Genomic DNA, 18316 nt, shown 5'->3' with positions numbered 1-18316 from the left:
ACCGGCCGGTACGTCGACCCGGCAACCGGCTACCAGGTCGACCGGTCCGGGCCGGCACCGGTGTTCCGGGACCCGACCGGGGCGATCATCGATGCGGCGACGCTCCCCGCACAGGTACGCGTGGTGCTCGGCGGCACCGACACCGACCCCTTTGGTGGCACGGGTACCGGTCAGGGCGACCCGCCGTTGCTGGCCGACACGGCCGGCCGGCTCACCGATCCGCTGCTGGTGGATCCGGGCAGCGGGTTCGCCGTCGACTCGACGACCGGCCAGCCGTACGGGCCGGACGGGCGGGCGGTCGACGCTGCCGCGCTGCCGGTCGACGTCGCGCGGCGGCTCGGGTTCGACGCTGATGGCCGGTTCGACGCTGATGGCCGGTTCGACGATTCCCGGCCGGCGCGACCCCGCATCGACTTCGGCGGACAGAACCTGGCCGACGCGTACCAGCCGGGCGACCGGGTGCTGGTGTTCGGCGCGGGCGCCTCCGGGGCCTGGGACATCGAGCAGGCCGCCGCGTCGCCGGCCGCGATGATCGACTGGTCGGCCCGCGCGGCCGGGCTGCCGCCGGCCGACCGCACCGGGGATCCGGCCCGCGACGCCGAGCTGCGGTTCCAGCGCAGCTTCTCCGGCGGCTACAACCGCCGCAATACGCTGCCCGACGTGGGTGCCTACGACGTGGCCGCCACCGACAGCCGGATCGTCCAGTCGTTACGGGAGATCGTGTCCGCGCGGCACACCGTGGACGGCACGTTCCTGGTCGAGTTCAGCGACGGTGCCCGGCAGGAGTACGACCGGGTGGTCTTGTCCATCGGCCAGGCTCCCGAGTATCCGGGCGGGGTCGCCGCTCTGGCCGGCTCGCTGGAGTTGCGTCCGCTGCACGGGCTGCCGGCGCTCGACCGGTCGACACAGGACGTCGTAGGGCTTGCCGACCAGTCCGGGCGGCTAAGGATTCTCGGGGCCGCCGCCGTGGCGCGGCAACTTGGCCCCTCACTCGGCCGATTCAAGGAGTACCTTGAGGACCGGTTCTCGGATCAGGCTGCGGCACTGCCCGACGACTCACGCAACATCCCGCCGAGTATCCGCTTCCACGCCCAGCGGATCGCCGCGGCGAACCGGGACTCGCCGCCGCCCCCGTCACACCGCCCCGAAGTCGACGTACCCACCCCGCCAGGCAATGTCGGGGTCGAGCCAGGGCAGCGGTCCGTGTTCGGCGGTGATTCGCTCGGCGATTTCCGGAACGTAGACGTCGATCGGGTCTTGCCCGCCGACGGCGTCGAAGCCGGCACCGTAGGGAACGAGCTTGGCTCGGTTGCGGGCGAAGTAGACGAATCGCAGGTCGGGCAGGACTCGGGGGGCGAGTTCGGCGAACAGCTCGGCGCCGGTCGGGGTGATGCCGCAGTTGACCAGCCCCAGCCACCGGAGCCGCCGCAGGTGCGGGGAGGCCAGCAGGGTGCGCAGCCCGTCGTCGCCGATCGGGTTGTTGTTCAGCCCGAGGCTGGTGAGCCGGGCCAGCAGCGGGCTCGCGGCGATCGCACCGACCAGATCCGGGGTGACGTCGGTGAGCCAGACGTGGCGGACCGGAACCCGGCGGTAGATGTCCGCGCCTTGGTCGAGGAAGTCGGCCCCTGGCAGCTCGATGAATTCGGCGAAGCCACGTCGTACTCCCCAGTCGTCGACGAGGTCGGCGATTCCCGCGCCGAGTCGGGGTTCGAGTTTGACCGCGAGTCCGTGCATCCGCCGGGACAGCTCGGGCGCGATCGGGCTGCTGGCGATCTTGGCCCGGTCGTACGCGATCTGGGCGCGGATCAGCTCGGCGTGGTCGGGGTCGGTGGGCTCGATGGCGTCGGCGTAGCGCAGCCGCAGGTCCATGTCGTCGGGATCGGCGATGATGGCGGCGTAGAGGTCGCTGGCGTCGGGCCGGTTGCTGGCGTCGGGCATGACGGCAGCGTATCGACGCCACCACGGCTACCTCCGCTTCCGGACACCCGACTCGTCGGGCCGCGAGGACTGGCGCCGCTGGAAAACCCCGGGTACCAGTCGGAGCTGGAGCTGGGTCTGCGCACCGAGGGCGGGTACGAAATCGGCGTCGATCCGGCTGCTCACCCGTACGGTGGCCTGATCAACGAGGGCGGTCCCAGCCAGCCCGGCCGCAGCAACAACTGCCTCGATGCGTCGTTGGCGGCGCTCGCCAGCTTCTACGGCCAACCCCAGGTAGCCCTGCCGCGCTGGCCGGATCCGTTGCCGGACGGGCGTATCGACCATGCCAGCGGCGAGGCTGACGGCATCCGCCGTGCCGAGGGGTGGCTCGGCGGGCGGTGGACACCACCACCAGCGGACCTGCCGGGCACAGCGGCCGAGCGGGCGACACGGATCGCTCGGCAGTACGCCGACTTGCATGATCAGATCGCGGCGGCCGGGCCGGGCTCGGCCGCCCTGGTCGTCGCCGAGTGGCTCAAACTGGATCGGCTCACCGCAGAGCCGGCGGTCGACGCCGATGGCAATGTGGTGTCGCAGGACGCACATGCGTTCGTGCTGGTCTACCCGGAGTATGCCGACGGGCCAATGTGGTGGGATCCGCAGCACGGGACGGTGTCGACGCGGCCGCCCGCCGAGTACGTGGAAATGACGCACACTCTGTGGTCGATGGTGGTACCCATCGGGGAGGTATCAGGCGGTGACCGAGCAGGAGGCACAGCAGCTGATCGAGCGGGTGGTCGGCACGCCGAATCCGATGGAGCTGTACCCGTTCGAGTTCGGTTGGGTGGCGAAGGAGACACCGTCGGCGCAGCAGCGGGCGAGCGGGGCGCACATCGGGATGGGGTGCTACGTCATCGACCGGTCGGGGACGGTGACCGTGCACAGCAGCCTGCCCGTCCCAATGATCATGAAGCGGTACACGACGGCGCGGCGCGAAGGCCGGATCACCGGCCGGCAGATCTGGCCGCGTCCGACGTAACCGGGCGGGTCGACTCCCGGCTGACCGAGCTGCGGGAACTCGCCGCCCGGTACCCCACGGCCGACGACGCGACCAAGCTGGCCCTGCGGGCCGAGATCGGCGTACGGGCACAGCGGCTGGGCCTGACCGACGGCACCACCGAGGCGCGGGCCCGTTGGGCGGCGCTGCCACCGGAGCTGGCCAACGACCTGCTGCGGCTCACCGTGCCGGCGACCATGCCGGACAGTGTCCGGGCGATTCTGGGCGCGGACCAGGCGACGCTGACCCTGCCGCAGCGCGCGCAGCAACTCGACTACTGGAATCACCTGGTACGCGACGGCCAGGTGCCGGCCGCGTCGCAGCTGGCGGAGCAGCTGCACCGGTCGGCGGTGGACGCGGAACGCGGCCAGCGCAGCCTGCCGCACCTGCCCGCCTCCGCCGGTCAGGTGATCGGCCTGCGGCCGGACCAGCTCGCCCGGGTGCGCGCCGTCGATCCGGCGCTGGCCGACCGGGTCGCCCGCGACGGGGTGTACGTCGGCTTGTCCGGCCAGGTCGATCTGACCGCGTACGCCCTGACTGGCGCACCGCGCGTCGATGTCGGGCAGGTCCAGCCGACGTACGACCTGAGCACCGAGACCGGCCGGCAGGAGCTGTTGTGGGAGGACCGGACCCGCGCGTACGCGGCCGTGGCGGCCCGGTACGGCGGCAACCCGGCCGCGATGGCGATGCTGAGTACCCACCGGTTCCACTACCTGGGGGACAGCCGGACCATGGTGCTGGTCCCGGACGTGTTGACCCGGGCGTTGCAGGACCTGGCACCGGCGCTGGCACCGGGTCCGCAGGCCGACCGCAGACCGACGCCGCCACCGACGCCGCCACCGACGCCGCCACCGGCACCGCCGCCGGTGAGTCCGCCGAACCGGGCCCAGCAGGCGACGGCAGGCGCCGGGTGGGTCACCATTGGTGCCTCAGCCACCCCCGGGTTCGGCCGTACCGTCGCGGATCGTCGGACTTCGGCGTTCGTCTACTATGCGGTTCGGATCGGCGGTGGAGACGTCGTCGCGCTGGTGGCGGTGGAGAGCGGCGCCGACGGTCAGTGGTCGATCCGATGGGGCGCCGACGGTTCGGTGACCGTCGGGGCGGGTCTGCCACCGGCGGAGGACGGGGTCTACTGGCCGGTGAGCCGCGGCGAGGCGGAACGAATCGCCGGTGAGGTGCTCGGGGTCGTGCTGCCGGACGAGGCGGCGCTGCGTGAAATGCTCGGTGGCGCCGGTGCCGGGTAGGCGGTGACAGGGTGACGATGAGGAAGGCGGACTGATGCCGATGCCGTCGTTCGTCGACGTCGCGGCGATTGCGAACAACGTGCCGGTGCCGGTCGGCCCGGCTCGCCTCGGCGTACGGTGGATCGACGCCAGTCGACCGGTCTCGGCCGAGATCATGGTGCTGCCGGTGGGTCCGGGCGAGGCTGGGCGGTACGTACTCAACGTCGGAAATACCTTCCCGGTCGGGGAGGAGACCTGGTATTTCGCCGGTGCTCACTTCGACAGCGCGGACCGGTGGCGGGTGACGGTCCGTCGCCTGGCGCCGGGGGCGGTGCCGCCGGTGGTCGACGAGGCTACGGCGGTCACCGGGTGGGCCCCGGCGCAGCAGCGCCCGTACGGCCGCCTCGACGAGGAGCAGGTCCGGTCGCTGGAAAGCGCGCTGGGGCGGGTGTTGCCGCCGGAGTACCGGCGGTGGCTGGCCGAAACCAACGGTGTGCAACCGGTGGGGATGCAGCACCTGCCCGGCGTACCGTTCGCGCTGCTGCCGGAGCGTCCGCTGCTCGGGGTGCATCCGCAGTATCGGCCGTTCGACCTGGTCGCGGCCGACCGGCAGTGGCGGGTGGGGAAGCTGTCCGAGGCGTACGTGGTGGTCGCCGTACCGGCCGACGGGCTGGTGGTGGTGCGGGCCGAACCGCCGCAGCGCGACGCGGTCTTTTTCCTGCCGGAGGCGGCGGTGGCCGGGACGGGTACGCCGGAGACGATCGCCTGGCGGGAGCAGCGGCTGGAGCCGGTGGCCCGGTCGATCGGCGACTTCCTCAGCCGGCTGACCCCGCTGGCGGCACCGGACGGCGACCAACTCCCCCCGGCCACGATCGTCGAGTAGGGAGATCGTCCCGGACAACGCTCAGGTGAACCCTGACGTTCGGACCTACACGCCGGCCGAGGTGCTCGCCGCGCCGAACCACCTGGTCAGCGCGACATCGAGCGTCCGCTGGTCGTCGCCGACCCACGCGACGTGCCCGTCCGGCCGCAGCAGCAGCGCCGGCACGTCCAGTTCTTCGCTGGTGTCGGTAATCTGGTCGACCCGGTCGGCCCAGCCGTGGACCGAGAGTCGTCCGGTCTGGTCGAGCAGCAGCCCGTCGCCGGTGCGCATCAGCTCGAACAGGCGCCCATGCTTGTCGAGCTGGACGTCGCGCAGCCGCCGCCCGAGCAGGGCATGGCCGATGGACCGGCCGGCGGACGGGTCAGCGCTGACGTCGTAGCGGACGTTGATAGCCGTGATCTTCTCGATCAGGAACCGGTTGACGTCGTCGATGTCCATCAGCTGGGTCAGCAGCCGCCGGACCGCCTGCGGTCCGGGCTCGTCGATCGTCAGGTGCAGCTGGGCCCGGGTGTTGACCAGCACGTCGGCGGCCACCGGGTGCCGCTCGGTCTGGTAGCTGTCCAGCAGGCCGTCCGGCGCCCAGCCGTCGACGGCCGCCGCCAGCTTCCAACCCAGGTTGAACGAGTCCTGGATCCCGAGGTTGAGCCCTTGGCCGCCCATCGGCGGGTGGATGTGCGCGGCGTCGCCGGCCAGGAACACCCGCCCGACCCGGTAGCGCTCAGCCTGGCGGGTCGCGTCGCCGAAGCGCGACAGCCAGCGGGGTGAGTGCACGCCGAAGTCGGTGCCGGCATACCTGCGCAGTTGTTGCTTGAACTCGTCGAACGTCGGTGGCGCCGAGCGGTCCTCGGCCACGCCCTGTGCCGGCACGACCGCCCGGAACACACCTGGCTTGCCCGACGGCCCGATCCCAAACCGCTTCTCTGTCTTGCGCACCTCGGTCATCACCGTGGTGACGATGTCCGGGGACGCCGTCACCTCCATCTCGCCCAGCAGCGTGTCGATCGTGGACGGCTCGCCGGGGAAGCCGATGCCGAGCAGTTTGCGGACCGTGCTGCGCCCTCCGTCGCAGCCGACGACGTACCGCGCCCGCACCGGCGTCGCGGCTTCGCCGTCGAGATGGACGGTCACGGCGTCGCCGTCCTGCGCCAGCCCGACCGCCGCGCAGCCGCGCCGGATCTCGGCACCGACCTCGGCCGCGTGCTCGGCGAGCAGCCGGTCGGTGAGGGTCTGCGGAATGCCGAGTACGTATCCGTGGGCGGTGTCCAGGCCGGCGGGAGCGGGCTTCTCGATGCCGGCGAAGAATCCCCGGACGCCGCCGGGACTGATCGGGTACCGCGTGCCGTTGTCGAGGAACCGCTCCAGCAGCCCTCGCTGGTCCAGCACCTCGATGCTGCGCACGTGCAGCCCGAGCGACCGCACGAACGGCGGCGGCTCGGCATCCTTCTCCAGCACGAGCACGTCGACGCCGTGTAGCCGCAATTCGCTCGCCAGCATCATGCCGGTCGGCCCACCGCCGACGATGATCACATCAAACATGAACCCCCCAAGGCGTGCTGATTTCTTGCGCTCGGCCGACGATTCTGCGCCACGACCCGGGTCTTGCCGCAAGCCCTGGGGTGCGGTATATGTTGATGGTGGCAGGGAGTTCTCCTCCTTGCTTTTCTTGTTTCCGGCCTGCCCTTCGTTGTTTCAGACCGGGCCCGGTTCCGGTGTCGTGGTCACGTCACGCTGTGCGGCAGTCGGTAGCCGAGCTGCTGGGCGTAGGTCATCAGCGGTCGCATCGTCGGGAGCAGTTCGGTGGCCTCGGTCGACCAGCGGTGTCCCCGGTTGCCGTCGAGCCGGCGGTGCCGCGCCGCTGCCTGCTGTTGTCGCCGCTCGCGGTGCAGTCGCTCAAGACGTCGGGACGCCGCCGACCGCTTGGAACACCGGTCCTGCCAGCGCAGCCACCAGTCACGCACCATCTCGATCATGTCTTCTCCCTCTCAGTTCTGTTTCTCGCGCCGGGGCAATCGGTAAAGCCCGCGACGCTGGACGAATATCTCCCGCCGATCCACGGCGTTTCCGTCCCGGTTAATCACATATCCGGCGAGCCACACCCACCCTTGGTAGGTCCATTGCCGGTCGACCGAGATCACCCGGAACCTGAATCCCCGGTCGTCGGCGAACTGCACACTCGCCTGTCGGCCGATCACCAGCACGTCACCGGGCTTTGGCTCCGGGGTGTGCAGCAGCCGGCTATTCGGCACGCCGTTCCATCGGGTACGTCGGCCCTCCGCAGGTCGGGCACCACCGCGACTTCACCCTGAACGACCACAGTCCGGCGCAGAAACCGAGCAGCGCCGCTCCGAACAACGTTCCCACTTCCACCGCCATCGGCATCTCCCTTATTCCTGGGAGGATGGACAGCTCAGTCACGAGGTGGCATCAGCGCCACCACCCCATGAACCGCCAGTACAGGTAGCCGGACCGGCGAAGCGGGAGGTCGGTCATGGCGTCGATCAGGCACGTGGCCATGTAGACCGACAGCGACACCAGCGCACCGGCGTACTCGGTGAGGAGCTCCTGACGGCGGACCTCGCACGGCCACGGCAAGCCGCAGCCCGTACACATCCAGTGCGGACGGACCGGAGTGTGCATGCTCACCGAACTGGCTCCGGCCAGTGCCCCCGATTGATCGGAATCCGATGTCTTGCCTGGCAAGGCAGCGACGATCCGCACCGGCAAGTGCGCTGCCATCGGTGCCAGGACCACACCGGCCGGTGCCGCCTGGCCAGGGTCATTGCTACTGCGACTACGTACGCCTCGTAGGTGATGTGCTGAGACATGCCCGCTCCCTCGCGTCTGCGTGGTGTGGCCCATGGCGTCTATTTTGCGCGCGCAAGTTTGAGGAGTCAATGACAGCCAGCCATCTAGTATCCACGGGGTGTGGATGGACTAAGAGGAGGTGTCAGGAGCACAATGTGGGCATGACGAGCCCGACCTTCGTGCGGTTCCAGCTCGGCGTGCAGCTCCGCCGGGCCCGCGAGCAAGCCAACGTGACCACCGAGAAGGCAGCTGACACCATCGAAGTCTCGGCAAGCACCCTGCGTCGGATCGAGCAGGGCAGGGTCGGGCTGAAGGGTCCGGCGCTGAACGCCTTACTGGACCTGTACGACATCACCAACGCTGAGCTGCGCGAGACGTTGCTGTCGATGGCGCGGACAGGCAAGCAGCGCGGCTGGTGGGCGAAGTACGGAGACCTGCCGAACTCGTACCGGCAGTACATCGGGTTGGAGTCTGCGGCGACGGCGATCCAGAACTACGAGACGCTCGTAGTGCCCGGCCTGCTGCAGACCGTCGACTACACCCGTGCGATCGCCGCCACTGCCGTCGAGCACCCCACGCCGGAGGCCGTCGAGGAACGGGTAGCGGTCCGGGTGGAGCGGCAGAAGCTGCTCACCGAGGAGAAGCTGCGCCTGGTCGCGGTCATCGACGAGGCGGTCCTGCACCGCCAGATCGGCGGTCCAAAGGTCATGGCCGACCAGCTCACCGCGCTACTGGATGCCCAGGAGCGGTGGAACGTGGTCATTCAGATCATCCCATTCCAAGAGGGTGCATACGGCTCGATGTTGTCGAGCTTCCACATCCTCAGCTTCGACGAAGGGCCGGCGGTCGTCTACATCGAGGGACTGACCGGAGACCTCTACGCTGAAGGTGACGACGTGCAGCGGTGCGCCAAGGTCTTCGACAACCTGCGAGCATCCGCTCTGTCGCCCGCAGCGTCGGCCGAGATGCTCAAGAAGCTCCGGGGATAGGGAGACGGCATGAAGACACTCGACAGCCAGTGGCGCACGAGCAGCCGCAGCGGCCACAACGGCGCCTGCGTGGAGGCCCGGTACGCCGACCACACCGCCCAGGTACGCGACAGCAAGGACCAGGCCGGGCCGGTCCTGTCGTTCACCCCGGCCCAGTGGATCGGCTTCGTCCAGGAAATCAAGACCGGGAAGCTGGAAGCCTGACACCCTTCCCCGCACTGGGCTCCGTGTGGCTAAAGTCGGATATGGGTCGTTGGATCCAGGAGAATCGTCGATAGCTGATCCGGAGGCGTGGCCAACCCTCGGGTTCGGCACCGATCGGCCGAGAGGACGCTCCGGTGAGCAGTGCACCCAGTTGGCGCACCAGCACCTACTCCGAAGCCGGCTCCTGCGGCGAGCTGGCCAAGCAGCGCCACTGACGGCCTGATGGCTATCCCGGCGAGACAGCCAGAGAGCGCCGATCCTGCCTCGGTACGGGTCGGCGCTCCTGTATCGCTCGCCGGACGCAGCGAGTCCTCTCTCGGGAGCTGCCCTTCATTAGGGCCTTGGTCTGGCAGTTGGTTGAGGACATCCAGCGGCGCTGGCTCGCCCGAATTGGAGACGTCCGTTATGTCACCAGGGTGTGGGAGTCGGTCAGTGCTCAAGCGCTACCCTGGGAGCAAAGCCGCGACCTGATCATGAGAGTGGTAGATGAGCATGAGCACCGAGCAGACGTGGCGTAAGAGCACCCGCAGCGGCAGCAACGGCGGTGACTGCGTCGAGGTGGCCGACAATATGCCCGGTCGCGTCCTGGTCCGGGACACCAAGGACAGGGATGGCGGCATGCTGACCTTCGGTCCGTCCGCGTGGCGCTCGTTCGTCGAGCTGACGAAGCAGCACCACTGACAGAAGCGACCGACCCAATCCGGATGTGAGGAGAGCGCCGGCTCACCCGTGCTTCGCCGCCGATGGGGCCGGCGCTTCGGTTTGCGGTGTTGTTGTTCACCACTGATCCCGACACCCAGTAGCGGGCCGAGCTACGGCGGCTCGGCGGCCTGGACTGGGCGAGCAAGCAGCCCCAGTCCAGGCCGCCGCAGTGTGACAAGACAAAACCCCGGCGGCGTACCCACGAGGGGCAGGGGCGACCGGGGTCTACGCAGACAAGGATGCAGGGAATCACGTCGTGACGCCAGCGGAACTTGCCGTCCTGGAGGACCGGCTCTGCCGAGCGGCTCGCCCCGTACCATGCGCTGCCGGCGGTGATCTGCGAAAGGCGATGGGACTCTACGAGTGGAACCGGGAGATCGCAGCCGCGTTCGGTGCGACGCTCGGGGACCTTGAGGTGTTGCTTCGCACTCGCAACGGTCGCCCGGAGACGCCAGGCCGGGTGGTCGCCGAACTGACGTTGGATTCTGGCGGTACCTGCTGGCCAGCCGCTAAGAGCGCACTCTGTGGCTGCCCTGCCTGCGTGCCGCGTTCCCCGAGCTACGCGGGCGCGGCATGCGCCGCGACGTGAGCGACGCCGTGCGCGACTTGCATCTGCTGCGCAATCGGATCGCCCACCACGAGCCCATCCACGACCGTTGCCGGCGCTGCATGAAACAGCGATGAGGATCGTTGGGCGGGTGTGCCCGGCCCGTCCGCGTGGTGCCGGCCTGACGACCCGCAGGATCGTCGAGTTGAGGGCTCACGCACGTTACTACGCGGAGAAAGCGTGCGTGAGCCCTCAACTCGACGCGGCCCCGCCCGCCAGTCGGCGTCGTCGCCGACGACAGCGGTGATGTCGGGACACGCGGGTCACGGTGCCGCCCTGCACGCCACGGTGATGAGGGCCGGCTGCCTGTAGTGAGCCTTGTTCCGAGCTGGTCACCATCACCGCTACGAACTCGGCGTCAGCGCAGGTGAGCCGACGCGACACCGCGCCAATCCTTCATTCGTAGTGGTACCAGCACTGCGCTATCTGCACAGTGTCATCAAACGATCCGGTACACGAGATGGTGCTCCTGATCGATGCGCCTCGACCAGAACCCCGTTCACCCGCTTCAGCATCTGGCGGTCCCGTTGCCAGGAAAGGCAGTCCGCCCAGCCTCGGGCCGCGAACTGATCCTTCACGCTGCCGACGCCTCGTCCGAGCGGCTATCCGGGTCGATCAAGTCGTGGATCTCCCCGCCACCGTTCCGTAGCTCCTCCACAGCCTCGTTCAGCCGACGCGCGTTGGCGGGCTGGCCATCAGGTACGCCGTCTCCTTCAGTGATTCGTACTCGCGTAGAGAGATGATCACTGCTGCCTCGCGGCCGGATCGGGTGACCACAATTTCCTCGGCTCGTCCACGACATGGTCGAGCATCTTGGCCAGGTTCTGCCTGACTTCCGAGTAGGTGACGGTGCGCACGATGCCTCCCAAGCTAGCGTACAAGAAACCGGTCAAGTGCCGGAGTGGATCGGCCAGGCGGACCGGTACCGGCCGTCCCTCCTCGATGGGGGCAGGCCCCGCGCAGGCGACACACCGACCTTCGGTCCGTCCGCGTGGTGCTCGTTCGTGAGCCCGGCGAGCTTTCGCCATACCAGATCTCGACGCTGTGGCATAGGCGTTCGCGTCCTACGGTCCACCCCGCTGAGATCCGAAAGATCTTCCGGTACATCAACAGGTACCCGTTGCCATCGAGCATCTTCCGCAGGCAGATATTCGTGGTCCAGGGTGGAAATACCACCCCGATCGACTCCAGCCCAAAGGGGATGCGCAGTGTTCCGCAACGATGGCATCGGCGGTACGCCCCGCCTGGCTCGGTATACCTCGATCAGATCGACGCCGGGGACGATCGACGCGCCGCCCAACCGGTCGAGGCAGGCCAGGCGGACGCCTGGAGAGCCGGAAAACGGCTGGGACGCGCGCCTGCAGCAGGCCCGCGAAGGGATCGCGGCGCATCTGCCGAGTCGCCTCGGCGAGTGCCGGCACTGTGACGTCGCCGCGCCGTGCCGCCCGTTCCTGCGCGCCCTCGCCATCCTGGACCGGTGGGACGCGCCCAAGGCCCGCCGCATTCGCGCCGTACTTCACCTGTCCGGGTTGATGCCCCCGAAGCCACCCGCCGATCAGGACGGCGACGACACCGACACCTGACCAGCGCTACCCGTTGCCCGTTCCCGGGTCTTCGACGACGGACGCCCGGAGGGCGGCGTAGGCGTCACGCACGGCGCGCAGCCGGTCGATCTGGAAACGGGCGGCTTCGCGGCGCCACATCCGCCGGCCAGTGTCACTGGTGAACGCGGTCGACGGCACCTCCCGGGCGCCCACCGGGACGAACTTGAGCACCTCGTCGAGTGCGGCGATCGCCCGGTCCAGAGCGGCTGTGGCGTGCCGCCGCTGTCCGGTGTCGGTCAACCTGGCCGGGTCGGCGGGCACCAACTCGGCGTACTGGTCGGACGTCAAGAGCCACTCGCCGGGATCGATCAACTGGGACGGTTCCGGGCCGCCGTACGCAAAACTGGTCGTCGCGGGTGGCGACGGCTGCGGGGGCAGCCGGAACCGGAACTCGCGTCGCGTTCCGCACCGTGGGCAGTCGCCGTGGTAGCGGGTCGCGAGCTCGCCGTCGGCCAGCGCGACCACGTCGACCTGCGGCTGCCAGCGCGTCTCGCCGCATCCGCACGGATGCAGGTCGAGGTAGCGGTGGGCCTCGGCGCTGCTGCGGGCCGGGGGCAGGACGGTCACCGGACGGCACCGACCGCTGCCGGCTCGGCCGCTGCGGTCGATCCGGCGGCCTGCCCGGCCGCCGCCGACCGTACGCCGGCACTCGCCGCCTGCCGGCGGGCCAGGACGTAGTACCGCAACCAGTTCGCCAGCAACCGCCGTGACGTCGCCACGACCTGCGCCTCGCGGGCGTACAGGCCGGCCACGAACGCGTCGAGGTCGGCGTCGTCCGGCCCGATCTGGCCTTCCCGGACCAGCGCCGCACGCCGGTTGCGGGCCAGCGCCGCGGTGATCGTCGCGGTCAGCTCCGGGTGGGTCTGGACGGTGCGGACGGTCGGGCCGATCGCCAGCGCCTCGTTACGGTAGAACCGGCTGTACGCCAACTCGGTGACCGCACCTTCCGCGCTGCTCGCCGGCAGCCGGTCGACCACGTCGGCGTGCGAGGTGAACAGGTCGAACTCGTCGGGCAAACCGGTGAACAGCGGATCGCGGCGACCGGCGGCGGTCAGCCGTACGGTGTCCACGCCGAATCGGCGCCCGTGCGCGCCCAGCGCCGACCGCCCGCCGACCGACTCCGTGCGGGCCTGGTGCGACCAGCAGATGTGCAGTTCGGGTACGCCGGACCGAGCGGCGGCCAGGAAGAACTCCTTGGTCCGGGCGATCCACGGCAGCGACTCGTACGACGAGTGGCCGGAGCCACCGCCGATGACCGCGTCGGCGTCGATGGTGGCCGGCAGCGGATCGCCGTCGGCGACGTTCACCGTGACGATCTGCTCCGGTGCCAGTCCGGTGGCCTGCGCGATCCACTGCGAATAGCTGGTCAGCCGCATGGCGGCCAGCGGAGCGGCCTCCTGGGCGTCGACGAACAGCAGCCGGATCCGGTCCCGGGTGCGACAGCGGTCGCCGACGACCGCCGACGATGCGGCGCGGTGGTGATGCACCTGCCGCAGCGTACCGGCTGCCGGCCAGTCGCCGGTCAGCCGCCGGTCAGCCGCTGCGTGAACCGCTGCATGGTCAACCGCCGCATGGTCAGCCGATCGGCTACTGGAAAGCGCTTGCTCGTACCTCGTCCGGTGCCCGACACTCACCGATACTTGTCGACGTGTCGATCGACCTGCCAGCCGGCGACTGGCGTGCGGTGCCCTTTTCCGCCCCGGACGCGGCCCGAAGCGCACCGATCACCTGGGGCCAGCGGGCACTGTGGATGGCGATCCGCCGGCACGGCCCTGGGCAGGTCATGTTCACCCTCAGACGCACCGTCGCGGTACCGCGACGGGCACAGTCCGACCTGGACCGGGTGCTGGCCGCCCTGGCCGCGCTGATGCGCCGGCACGGCTCGCTGCGTACCCGGTTGGACCTGGCCGGCGACGAGCCCCGCCAGCTGGTCGCGGGCGACGGCGAGCTGCCGGTGCTGGTGGCGGCGGACAACGGCGGCGACCCGGCCGCGACCGCCCGGCAGGTGGCCGAGGGCCTCGCCGCGGTCCCGTTCGCGCACGGCGACGACTGGCCGCAGCGGTTCGCGGTGGTGACCCGCGACGGGCTGGCGATTCGGGTCGCGGTCGTGTTCAGCCACACCACCGTCGACTTTCGGGCCGCCGAGCTGGTGCTGCGCGACCTGCGGCTGCTGCTGGCCCGGGGGGCGATCGACACCCCGGCCGGGCTGCAGTCGGCCGACGTGGCCGAGCTTGAGCAGCAGGAGCCGATGCGGCAACGCTCGGCCCGGGCCGCGGCGTACTGGGTGGGCGTCTCCCGCCGGCTGTCCCGCGAGACCCGGCTACCGCAGCTCACCGCGCTGCAGCCCCGGTTCCGACGCGGACTGCTCGTGTCGCGGGCCGCCGACACCGCCGTGCGGATGCTCGCCGTCCGGCACCGGATAACCAGCTCGACCGTGCTGCTGGCGGCGGTGGCGGCGGTGGTCGGGCGATGGTCCGGCCAGGATCTGGTCGGCATGCACACGATGGTCAACAACCGGATGCTCGCCGGGTATCCGGAGGCGGTCGCCAAGCTCAACCAACTGGCCCTGGTGCCGGTCGACCTGACCGGTCGGCCGCCGCTGGCCGACCTGCTGCCTCGGGTGTGGCAGGCGGCGCTCGACGGCTACCGGCGGGCCTACTACGACCCGCAGGAGCTGGCCGGGGCGTTCCACGCGGCTGGTCTGCCGTACGCGACCGGGGTCAGCCCGCACTGCTACCTCAACGACATCCGGTTGACCGCGGACACCGACCTGTTCGGCCACCCGACCGATGAGGTACGGGTACGGGCGGCGATGGCCGGCAGCACGTTCACCCTCGCCGAGCAGTTCGCGCACTTCACCTGGCGGATGCGGATCGAGATCATCGACCAGCCGGACGGGCTGGGTCTGGCGCTGACCGCCGACACCAGCTACTTCTCGCTGGCGGGCATCGAGCGGTTCCTGCGGGAGGTCGAGGCGTACCTCGTCGACGGGGCGTTCGCCGCAGCCGAGCGGGTGACCGGCCGGGGTCTCGCCACGGAATAGTTGACGAATCAACTATGTTGGGTGGGGTAGTCCGAGGGAGGCAGCGGCCCTCGCCGCCATGAGGAGCAGACCATGCAGTTCGGCGTGTTCACCGTCGGTGACGTCACCGTCGATCCGACCAATGGCCGGGAGCCGACCGAGCGGGAGCGGATCAAGGCCATGGTCACCATCGCACTCAAGGCCGAGGAGGTCGGCCTGGACGTGTTCGCCACCGGCGAGCACCACAACCCGCCCTTCGTACCGTCGTCGCCCACCACCATGCTGGGCTTTGTCGCGGCCCGGACCAGCCGCCTGCTGCTGTCCACCGCGACCACGCTGATCACCACCAACGATCCGGTCAAGATCGCCGAGGACTACGCGATGCTGCAGCACCTCGCCGACGGCCGGGTGGACCTGATGCTGGGGCGCGGCAACACCGGTCCGGTGTACCCGTGGTTCGGCCAGGACATCCGCAACGGGATTCCGCTGACCATCGAGAACTACGATCTGCTGCGCCGGCTCTGGCGCGAGGACGTCGTCGACTGGTCCGGCCGGTTCCGTACCCCGTTGCAGGGCTTCACCTCGACGCCCCGCCCACTCGACGGCGTGCCGCCGTTCGTCTGGCACGGCTCGATCCGCAGCCCGGAGGTTGCCGAGCAGGCCGCCTACTACGGTGACGGCTTCTTCGCCAACCACATCTTCTGGCCCAAGGAGCACACCCAGCGGATGGTCGGCCTCTACCGGGAACGGTTCGCCCACTACGGGCACGGCTCCGCCGACCAGGCCATCGTCGGCCTCGGCGGACAGGTGTTCATGCGCCGCAACTCGCAGGACGCGGTGCGCGAGTTCCGGCCGTACTTCGACAACGCCCCGGTCTACGGGCACGGGCCGTCGCTGGAGGAGTTCACCGCCCAGACCCCGCTCACCGTCGGCAGCCCGCAGCAGGTCATCGACCGGACCCTGACGTTCCGCGAGTACGTCGGCGACTACCAACGGCAGCTGTTCCTGCTCGACCACGCCGGGCTGCCGCTCAAGACGGTGCTGGAACAGCTCGACCTGCTCGGTGAGGAGGTCGTCCCGGTGCTGCGGCGCGAGCTCGCCGCAGCACGGCCGGCGCACGTACCGGACGCGCCGACGCACGCCTCGCTCGTCGCCCGGCAGGCCACCGCCGCTGAGACTGCTGACGCCGGAGCCGGCGAGCAGGCCACCGCCGGAGTATGAGATGACCCATCGATCACTGGCGGTGGTCACCGCCGGCGTCAGCCAGCCCTCGACCAGTCGGCTACTCGCCGACCAGCTCGTCGCGGCCGTCCGCGACGGGCTGACCGGCCACGGCATCCAGCCGGCCGACACGGTCATCGAGGTACGCGACCACGCGCACGACATCGTCAACAACACACTGACCGGATTCCCCGCCCCGGCGCTGCGCCAGGCACTGGACACCGTCGCCGGCGCCGACGGGCTGATCGCGGTCAGCCCGATCTTCAACGCGTCGTACAGCGGGTTGTTCAAGGCGTTCTTCGACGTACTGCCCGAAGGGGCGCTGCACGACAAGCCGGTCCTGATCGGCGCGACCGGCGGCACCGCCCGGCACTCCCTGGCCTTGGAGCACGCCCTGCGGCCGATGTTCGCCTACCTGCGGGCGGTGGTGGTGCCGACCACCGTCTTCGCCAGCGCAGAGGACTGGGCCGCCGGCGGCGAACCGGACGCACTGCGCCGCCGGGCGGAGCGGGCTGGCCGGGAACTGGCGGCGGAGATCCACCGCCGCGAGCCGGCAGCGGTCACCGACCCGTTCGCGCTAGCGGCCGACTTCGAACAACTGCGGGCCGAGGGGAAGTCGAGCTGAACCCCTGCCTCGTCCGATAGCGGGAGGCCGAGATACCGCTGCAGCAGGATGCTGGCCGCCACGAGTACGTCCAAGATGTAGCACATGTTTAGTCTTGCTCGGACACTTCGGATCGTGGCGGCCGGCACGACGTTGGTGGCCGCGATCGCTGTCGTACCCGCTTCGGCGGTCGCCCGGCCCGCACCGTCCACTGGGTCGTCGACCGCACCAGTCGCGGACTACCCCGATTCCGGCCTGCGCGCCGCGCTGGCGGCCATCGCGGACGCCGGTGTGCCGGGTGCCTTGGCCGCGGTGCGCGATGGGGAGCGTGACTGGCGGGACGGGGCTGGTCTGGCTCAGGTGTCGCCGAGTCGGCCGATGCGGCCGTACTTGCGGCATCGGGTTGGCAGTATCACCAAGACTTTTGTCGCCGCGACGTTGCTGCAGTTGGTTGAGGAGGGACGGGTCGGGCTCGACGACCCGGTCGGTCGGTGGTTGCCCGAGACGGTTCCTGGTGAGGTCGGGGCGCAGGTGAGCGTCCGGATGCTGCTCAACCACACCAGCGGTATCGGCAACTACACCGACGCGCTGCTCGATTCGCACGCCGGTATCGAGCGGGTGCGGACGACCACGTTCAGTCCGGCCGAGTTGGCGGCGGTCGGGCTGGCTCTGCCGGCGACCGGCGTGCCCGGTGCGGCGTTCAGTTACTCCAACACCAACTATGTGCTCGTGGGTCTGTTGATCGAGGCGGTGACCGGCGAGGACGCCGCCGTTGAGGTGCAGCGGCGGATCCTGCGTCCGCTGCGGCTGCGGGACACCTATTTCCCGGGTGCTGATCCGGACATCCGGGGCCCGCACGGCGGTGCCTACTTCGCTCCGTACGGTGTGCGTGACCTCAGCGAGTTCAACATGACATGGGCCTACACGGCAGGCGAGATCGTCTCCACGATGGCGGACCTGAACACGTTCTTCCGGGCACTGCTCGGTGGCGAGTTGCTCACCGCCGCCATGCTCGACGAGATGCTCACCACGGTGCCGATGGTCCCGGGCGTGCCGGCCGCCGGGGGCTACGGGCTCGGCATCTACTCGCTGCCCACCGGCTGCGGCGAGTTCTGGGGGCACGACGGCGGGGTCCTCGGCCACCTGACCGTTTCGCTGCACAGCCGCGACGGCGACCGCCAGGTCAGCTTCGGCCTCAACCTCAGCCACTACCAGATCGGTGCACCCGACGCCCACCCGGCCGACGCTGCCTGGCAGACGTTCATGCTCACCGCGCTCTGCCCGAACGCAGACATGAGCGCCCGCTCGGCCGAGACACTTCCGCAGCTGCCCGGTGCCACCCGGACGCCGGGCTCCCCAGCGGTGGTCGCCGTGCCGTAGCACGCACCACTCCGCGGAGGAAGCGACGTCAGCCTTTCGGCCCGTTCTCGGGCCATGACGTCACGTCCCGCGAATCGCCGTCCGTCAGCTTCCCAATG

Annotated in this window: 17 protein-coding genes and 1 pseudogene; 10 read left to right on the top strand and 8 right to left on the bottom strand. The window is 69.9% G+C overall.

Annotated elements, in window-relative coordinates:
* Positions 1-1134: 1134 nt before the first annotated feature.
* A complete protein-coding gene (locus ACN27F_RS17745) occupies positions 1135-1869 on the bottom strand; it encodes a hypothetical protein (protein WP_421440274.1) in 735 nt (244 codons plus the stop codon).
* On the opposite strand from ACN27F_RS17745, the gene ACN27F_RS17740 reads away from it, so the two are divergent.
* Together ACN27F_RS17740 and ACN27F_RS17735 are read left to right on the top strand one after the other, a co-directional pair.
* Complete coding sequence (locus tag ACN27F_RS17740; protein ID WP_421440272.1) at positions 1816-4218, top strand: toxin glutamine deamidase domain-containing protein; 2403 nt, start codon at positions 1816-1818, stop codon at positions 4216-4218. The two genes, ACN27F_RS17745 and ACN27F_RS17740, sit on opposite strands and share 54 nt — an antisense overlap.
* Positions 4219-4252: 34 nt before the next feature.
* Positions 4253-5080 (top strand): DUF6406 domain-containing protein, encoded by an 828-nt coding sequence (locus tag ACN27F_RS17735; protein WP_421434738.1) that lies wholly within the window; start codon positions 4253-4255, stop codon positions 5078-5080.
* A gap of 45 nt (positions 5081-5125) precedes the next feature.
* Here the strand turns inward: ACN27F_RS17735 and rox are convergent, their stop codons facing one another.
* The 4 genes from rox to ACN27F_RS17715 all read right to left on the bottom strand — a co-directional run bounded on the left by rox (position 5126) and on the right by ACN27F_RS17715 (position 7723).
* Positions 5126-6616 (bottom strand): rifampin monooxygenase, encoded by a 1491-nt coding sequence (gene rox / locus ACN27F_RS17730; RefSeq protein ID WP_421434736.1) that lies wholly within the window; start codon positions 6614-6616, stop codon positions 5126-5128.
* Between the two features lie 182 nt (positions 6617-6798).
* Positions 6799-7050, bottom strand: coding sequence for a hypothetical protein (locus tag ACN27F_RS17725; protein WP_421434734.1), 252 nt, complete (start codon positions 7048-7050; stop codon positions 6799-6801).
* A 12-nt stretch (positions 7051-7062) separates the two neighbouring features.
* Complete coding sequence (locus ACN27F_RS17720; protein ID WP_421434733.1) at positions 7063-7326, bottom strand: hypothetical protein; 264 nt, start codon at positions 7324-7326, stop codon at positions 7063-7065.
* A 178-nt stretch (positions 7327-7504) separates the two neighbouring features.
* Complete coding sequence (locus tag ACN27F_RS17715) at positions 7505-7723, bottom strand: flavin reductase (RefSeq protein ID WP_421434732.1); 219 nt, start codon at positions 7721-7723, stop codon at positions 7505-7507.
* A 323-nt stretch (positions 7724-8046) separates the two neighbouring features.
* Here ACN27F_RS17715 and ACN27F_RS17710 point away from each other — a divergent pair, with 323 nt between their 5' ends.
* From ACN27F_RS17710 to ACN27F_RS17700, 3 genes are all read left to right on the top strand, one after another.
* Positions 8047-8874, top strand: a complete 828-nt coding sequence (locus tag ACN27F_RS17710) for a helix-turn-helix domain-containing protein (RefSeq protein ID WP_421434730.1) — start codon at positions 8047-8049, stop codon at positions 8872-8874.
* Between the two features lie 9 nt (positions 8875-8883).
* Positions 8884-9078 (top strand): DUF397 domain-containing protein, encoded by a 195-nt coding sequence (locus tag ACN27F_RS17705; protein WP_421434728.1) that lies wholly within the window; start codon positions 8884-8886, stop codon positions 9076-9078.
* 486 nt (positions 9079-9564) lie between these two features.
* Positions 9565-9759: a DUF397 domain-containing protein gene (locus tag ACN27F_RS17700; protein WP_421434726.1), complete on the top strand. Its 195-nt coding sequence runs from the start codon at positions 9565-9567 to the stop codon at positions 9757-9759.
* A gap of 1202 nt (positions 9760-10961) precedes the next feature.
* On the opposite strand, the pseudogene ACN27F_RS17695 reads toward ACN27F_RS17700, so the two are convergent.
* A pseudogene (locus ACN27F_RS17695) lies at positions 10962-11244 on the bottom strand (type II toxin-antitoxin system Phd/YefM family antitoxin).
* Between the two features lie 351 nt (positions 11245-11595).
* Between ACN27F_RS17695 and ACN27F_RS17690 the strand changes: the two are divergent.
* Positions 11596-11970: a hypothetical protein gene (locus ACN27F_RS17690; protein WP_421434724.1), complete on the top strand. Its 375-nt coding sequence runs from the start codon at positions 11596-11598 to the stop codon at positions 11968-11970.
* A gap of 6 nt (positions 11971-11976) precedes the next feature.
* Here ACN27F_RS17690 and ACN27F_RS17685 read toward each other — a convergent pair whose 3' ends face one another.
* The gene (locus ACN27F_RS17685) at positions 11977-12558 is read right to left on the bottom strand and encodes a hypothetical protein (protein ID WP_421434723.1); all 582 of its coding nucleotides are present in this window, start codon (positions 12556-12558) and stop codon (positions 11977-11979) included.
* Entirely contained in the window at positions 12555-13478 is a 924-nt protein-coding gene (locus ACN27F_RS17680) for a type 1 glutamine amidotransferase (RefSeq protein ID WP_421434722.1), read from the bottom strand. Before ACN27F_RS17680 ends, ACN27F_RS17685 begins: the two co-directional genes overlap by 4 nt.
* 161 nt (positions 13479-13639) lie before the next feature.
* Between ACN27F_RS17680 and ACN27F_RS17675 the strand changes: the two genes are divergently transcribed.
* The 4 genes from ACN27F_RS17675 (at position 13640) to ACN27F_RS17660 (ending at position 18218) form a co-directional block, all read left to right on the top strand.
* Positions 13640-15034 (top strand): condensation domain-containing protein, encoded by a 1395-nt coding sequence (locus ACN27F_RS17675; protein ID WP_421434720.1) that lies wholly within the window; start codon positions 13640-13642, stop codon positions 15032-15034.
* Positions 15035-15106: 72 nt separating this feature from the next.
* Entirely contained in the window at positions 15107-16234 is a 1128-nt protein-coding gene (locus tag ACN27F_RS17670; RefSeq protein WP_421434719.1) for an LLM class flavin-dependent oxidoreductase, read from the top strand.
* 1 nt (position 16235) lies between these two features.
* On the top strand, positions 16236-16859 hold the full coding sequence (locus ACN27F_RS17665; protein ID WP_421434717.1) for a CE1759 family FMN reductase: 624 nt from the start codon (positions 16236-16238) through the stop codon (positions 16857-16859).
* 114 nt (positions 16860-16973) lie between these two features.
* Positions 16974-18218: a serine hydrolase domain-containing protein gene (locus ACN27F_RS17660; RefSeq protein WP_421434715.1), complete on the top strand. Its 1245-nt coding sequence runs from the start codon at positions 16974-16976 to the stop codon at positions 18216-18218.
* Positions 18219-18316: the final 98 nt, after the last annotated feature.

This window comes from Solwaraspora sp. WMMB335 (assembly GCF_049179075.1).
Classification (GTDB): domain Bacteria; phylum Actinomycetota; class Actinomycetes; order Mycobacteriales; family Micromonosporaceae; genus Micromonospora_E.
The sequence above is the reverse complement of the archived record's forward strand: the minus strand, read 5'-3'. Positions and strand labels throughout refer to the sequence as shown.

What these genes read in the sequence shown, in the direction of transcription:
- ACN27F_RS17705 (WP_421434728.1), top strand. Translation starts at nt 8,884, where the DNA reads ATGAAGACACTCGACAGCCAGTGGCGCACGAGCAGCCGCAGCGGCCAC.
- ACN27F_RS17665 (WP_421434717.1), top strand. Translation starts at nt 16,236, where the DNA reads ATGACCCATCGATCACTGGCGGTGGTCACCGCCGGCGTCAGCCAGCCC.
- ACN27F_RS17725 (WP_421434734.1), bottom strand. Translation starts at nt 7,050, where the DNA reads ATGATCGAGATGGTGCGTGACTGGTGGCTGCGCTGGCAGGACCGGTGT.
- ACN27F_RS17700 (WP_421434726.1), top strand. Translation starts at nt 9,565, where the DNA reads ATGAGCATGAGCACCGAGCAGACGTGGCGTAAGAGCACCCGCAGCGGC.
- ACN27F_RS17745 (WP_421440274.1), bottom strand. Translation starts at nt 1,869, where the DNA reads ATGGACCTGCGGCTGCGCTACGCCGACGCCATCGAGCCCACCGACCCC.
- rox (WP_421434736.1), bottom strand. Translation starts at nt 6,616, where the DNA reads ATGTTTGATGTGATCATCGTCGGCGGTGGGCCGACCGGCATGATGCTG.
- ACN27F_RS17735 (WP_421434738.1), top strand. Translation starts at nt 4,253, where the DNA reads ATGCCGATGCCGTCGTTCGTCGACGTCGCGGCGATTGCGAACAACGTG.
- ACN27F_RS17670 (WP_421434719.1), top strand. Translation starts at nt 15,107, where the DNA reads ATGCAGTTCGGCGTGTTCACCGTCGGTGACGTCACCGTCGATCCGACC.
- ACN27F_RS17710 (WP_421434730.1), top strand. Translation starts at nt 8,047, where the DNA reads ATGACGAGCCCGACCTTCGTGCGGTTCCAGCTCGGCGTGCAGCTCCGC.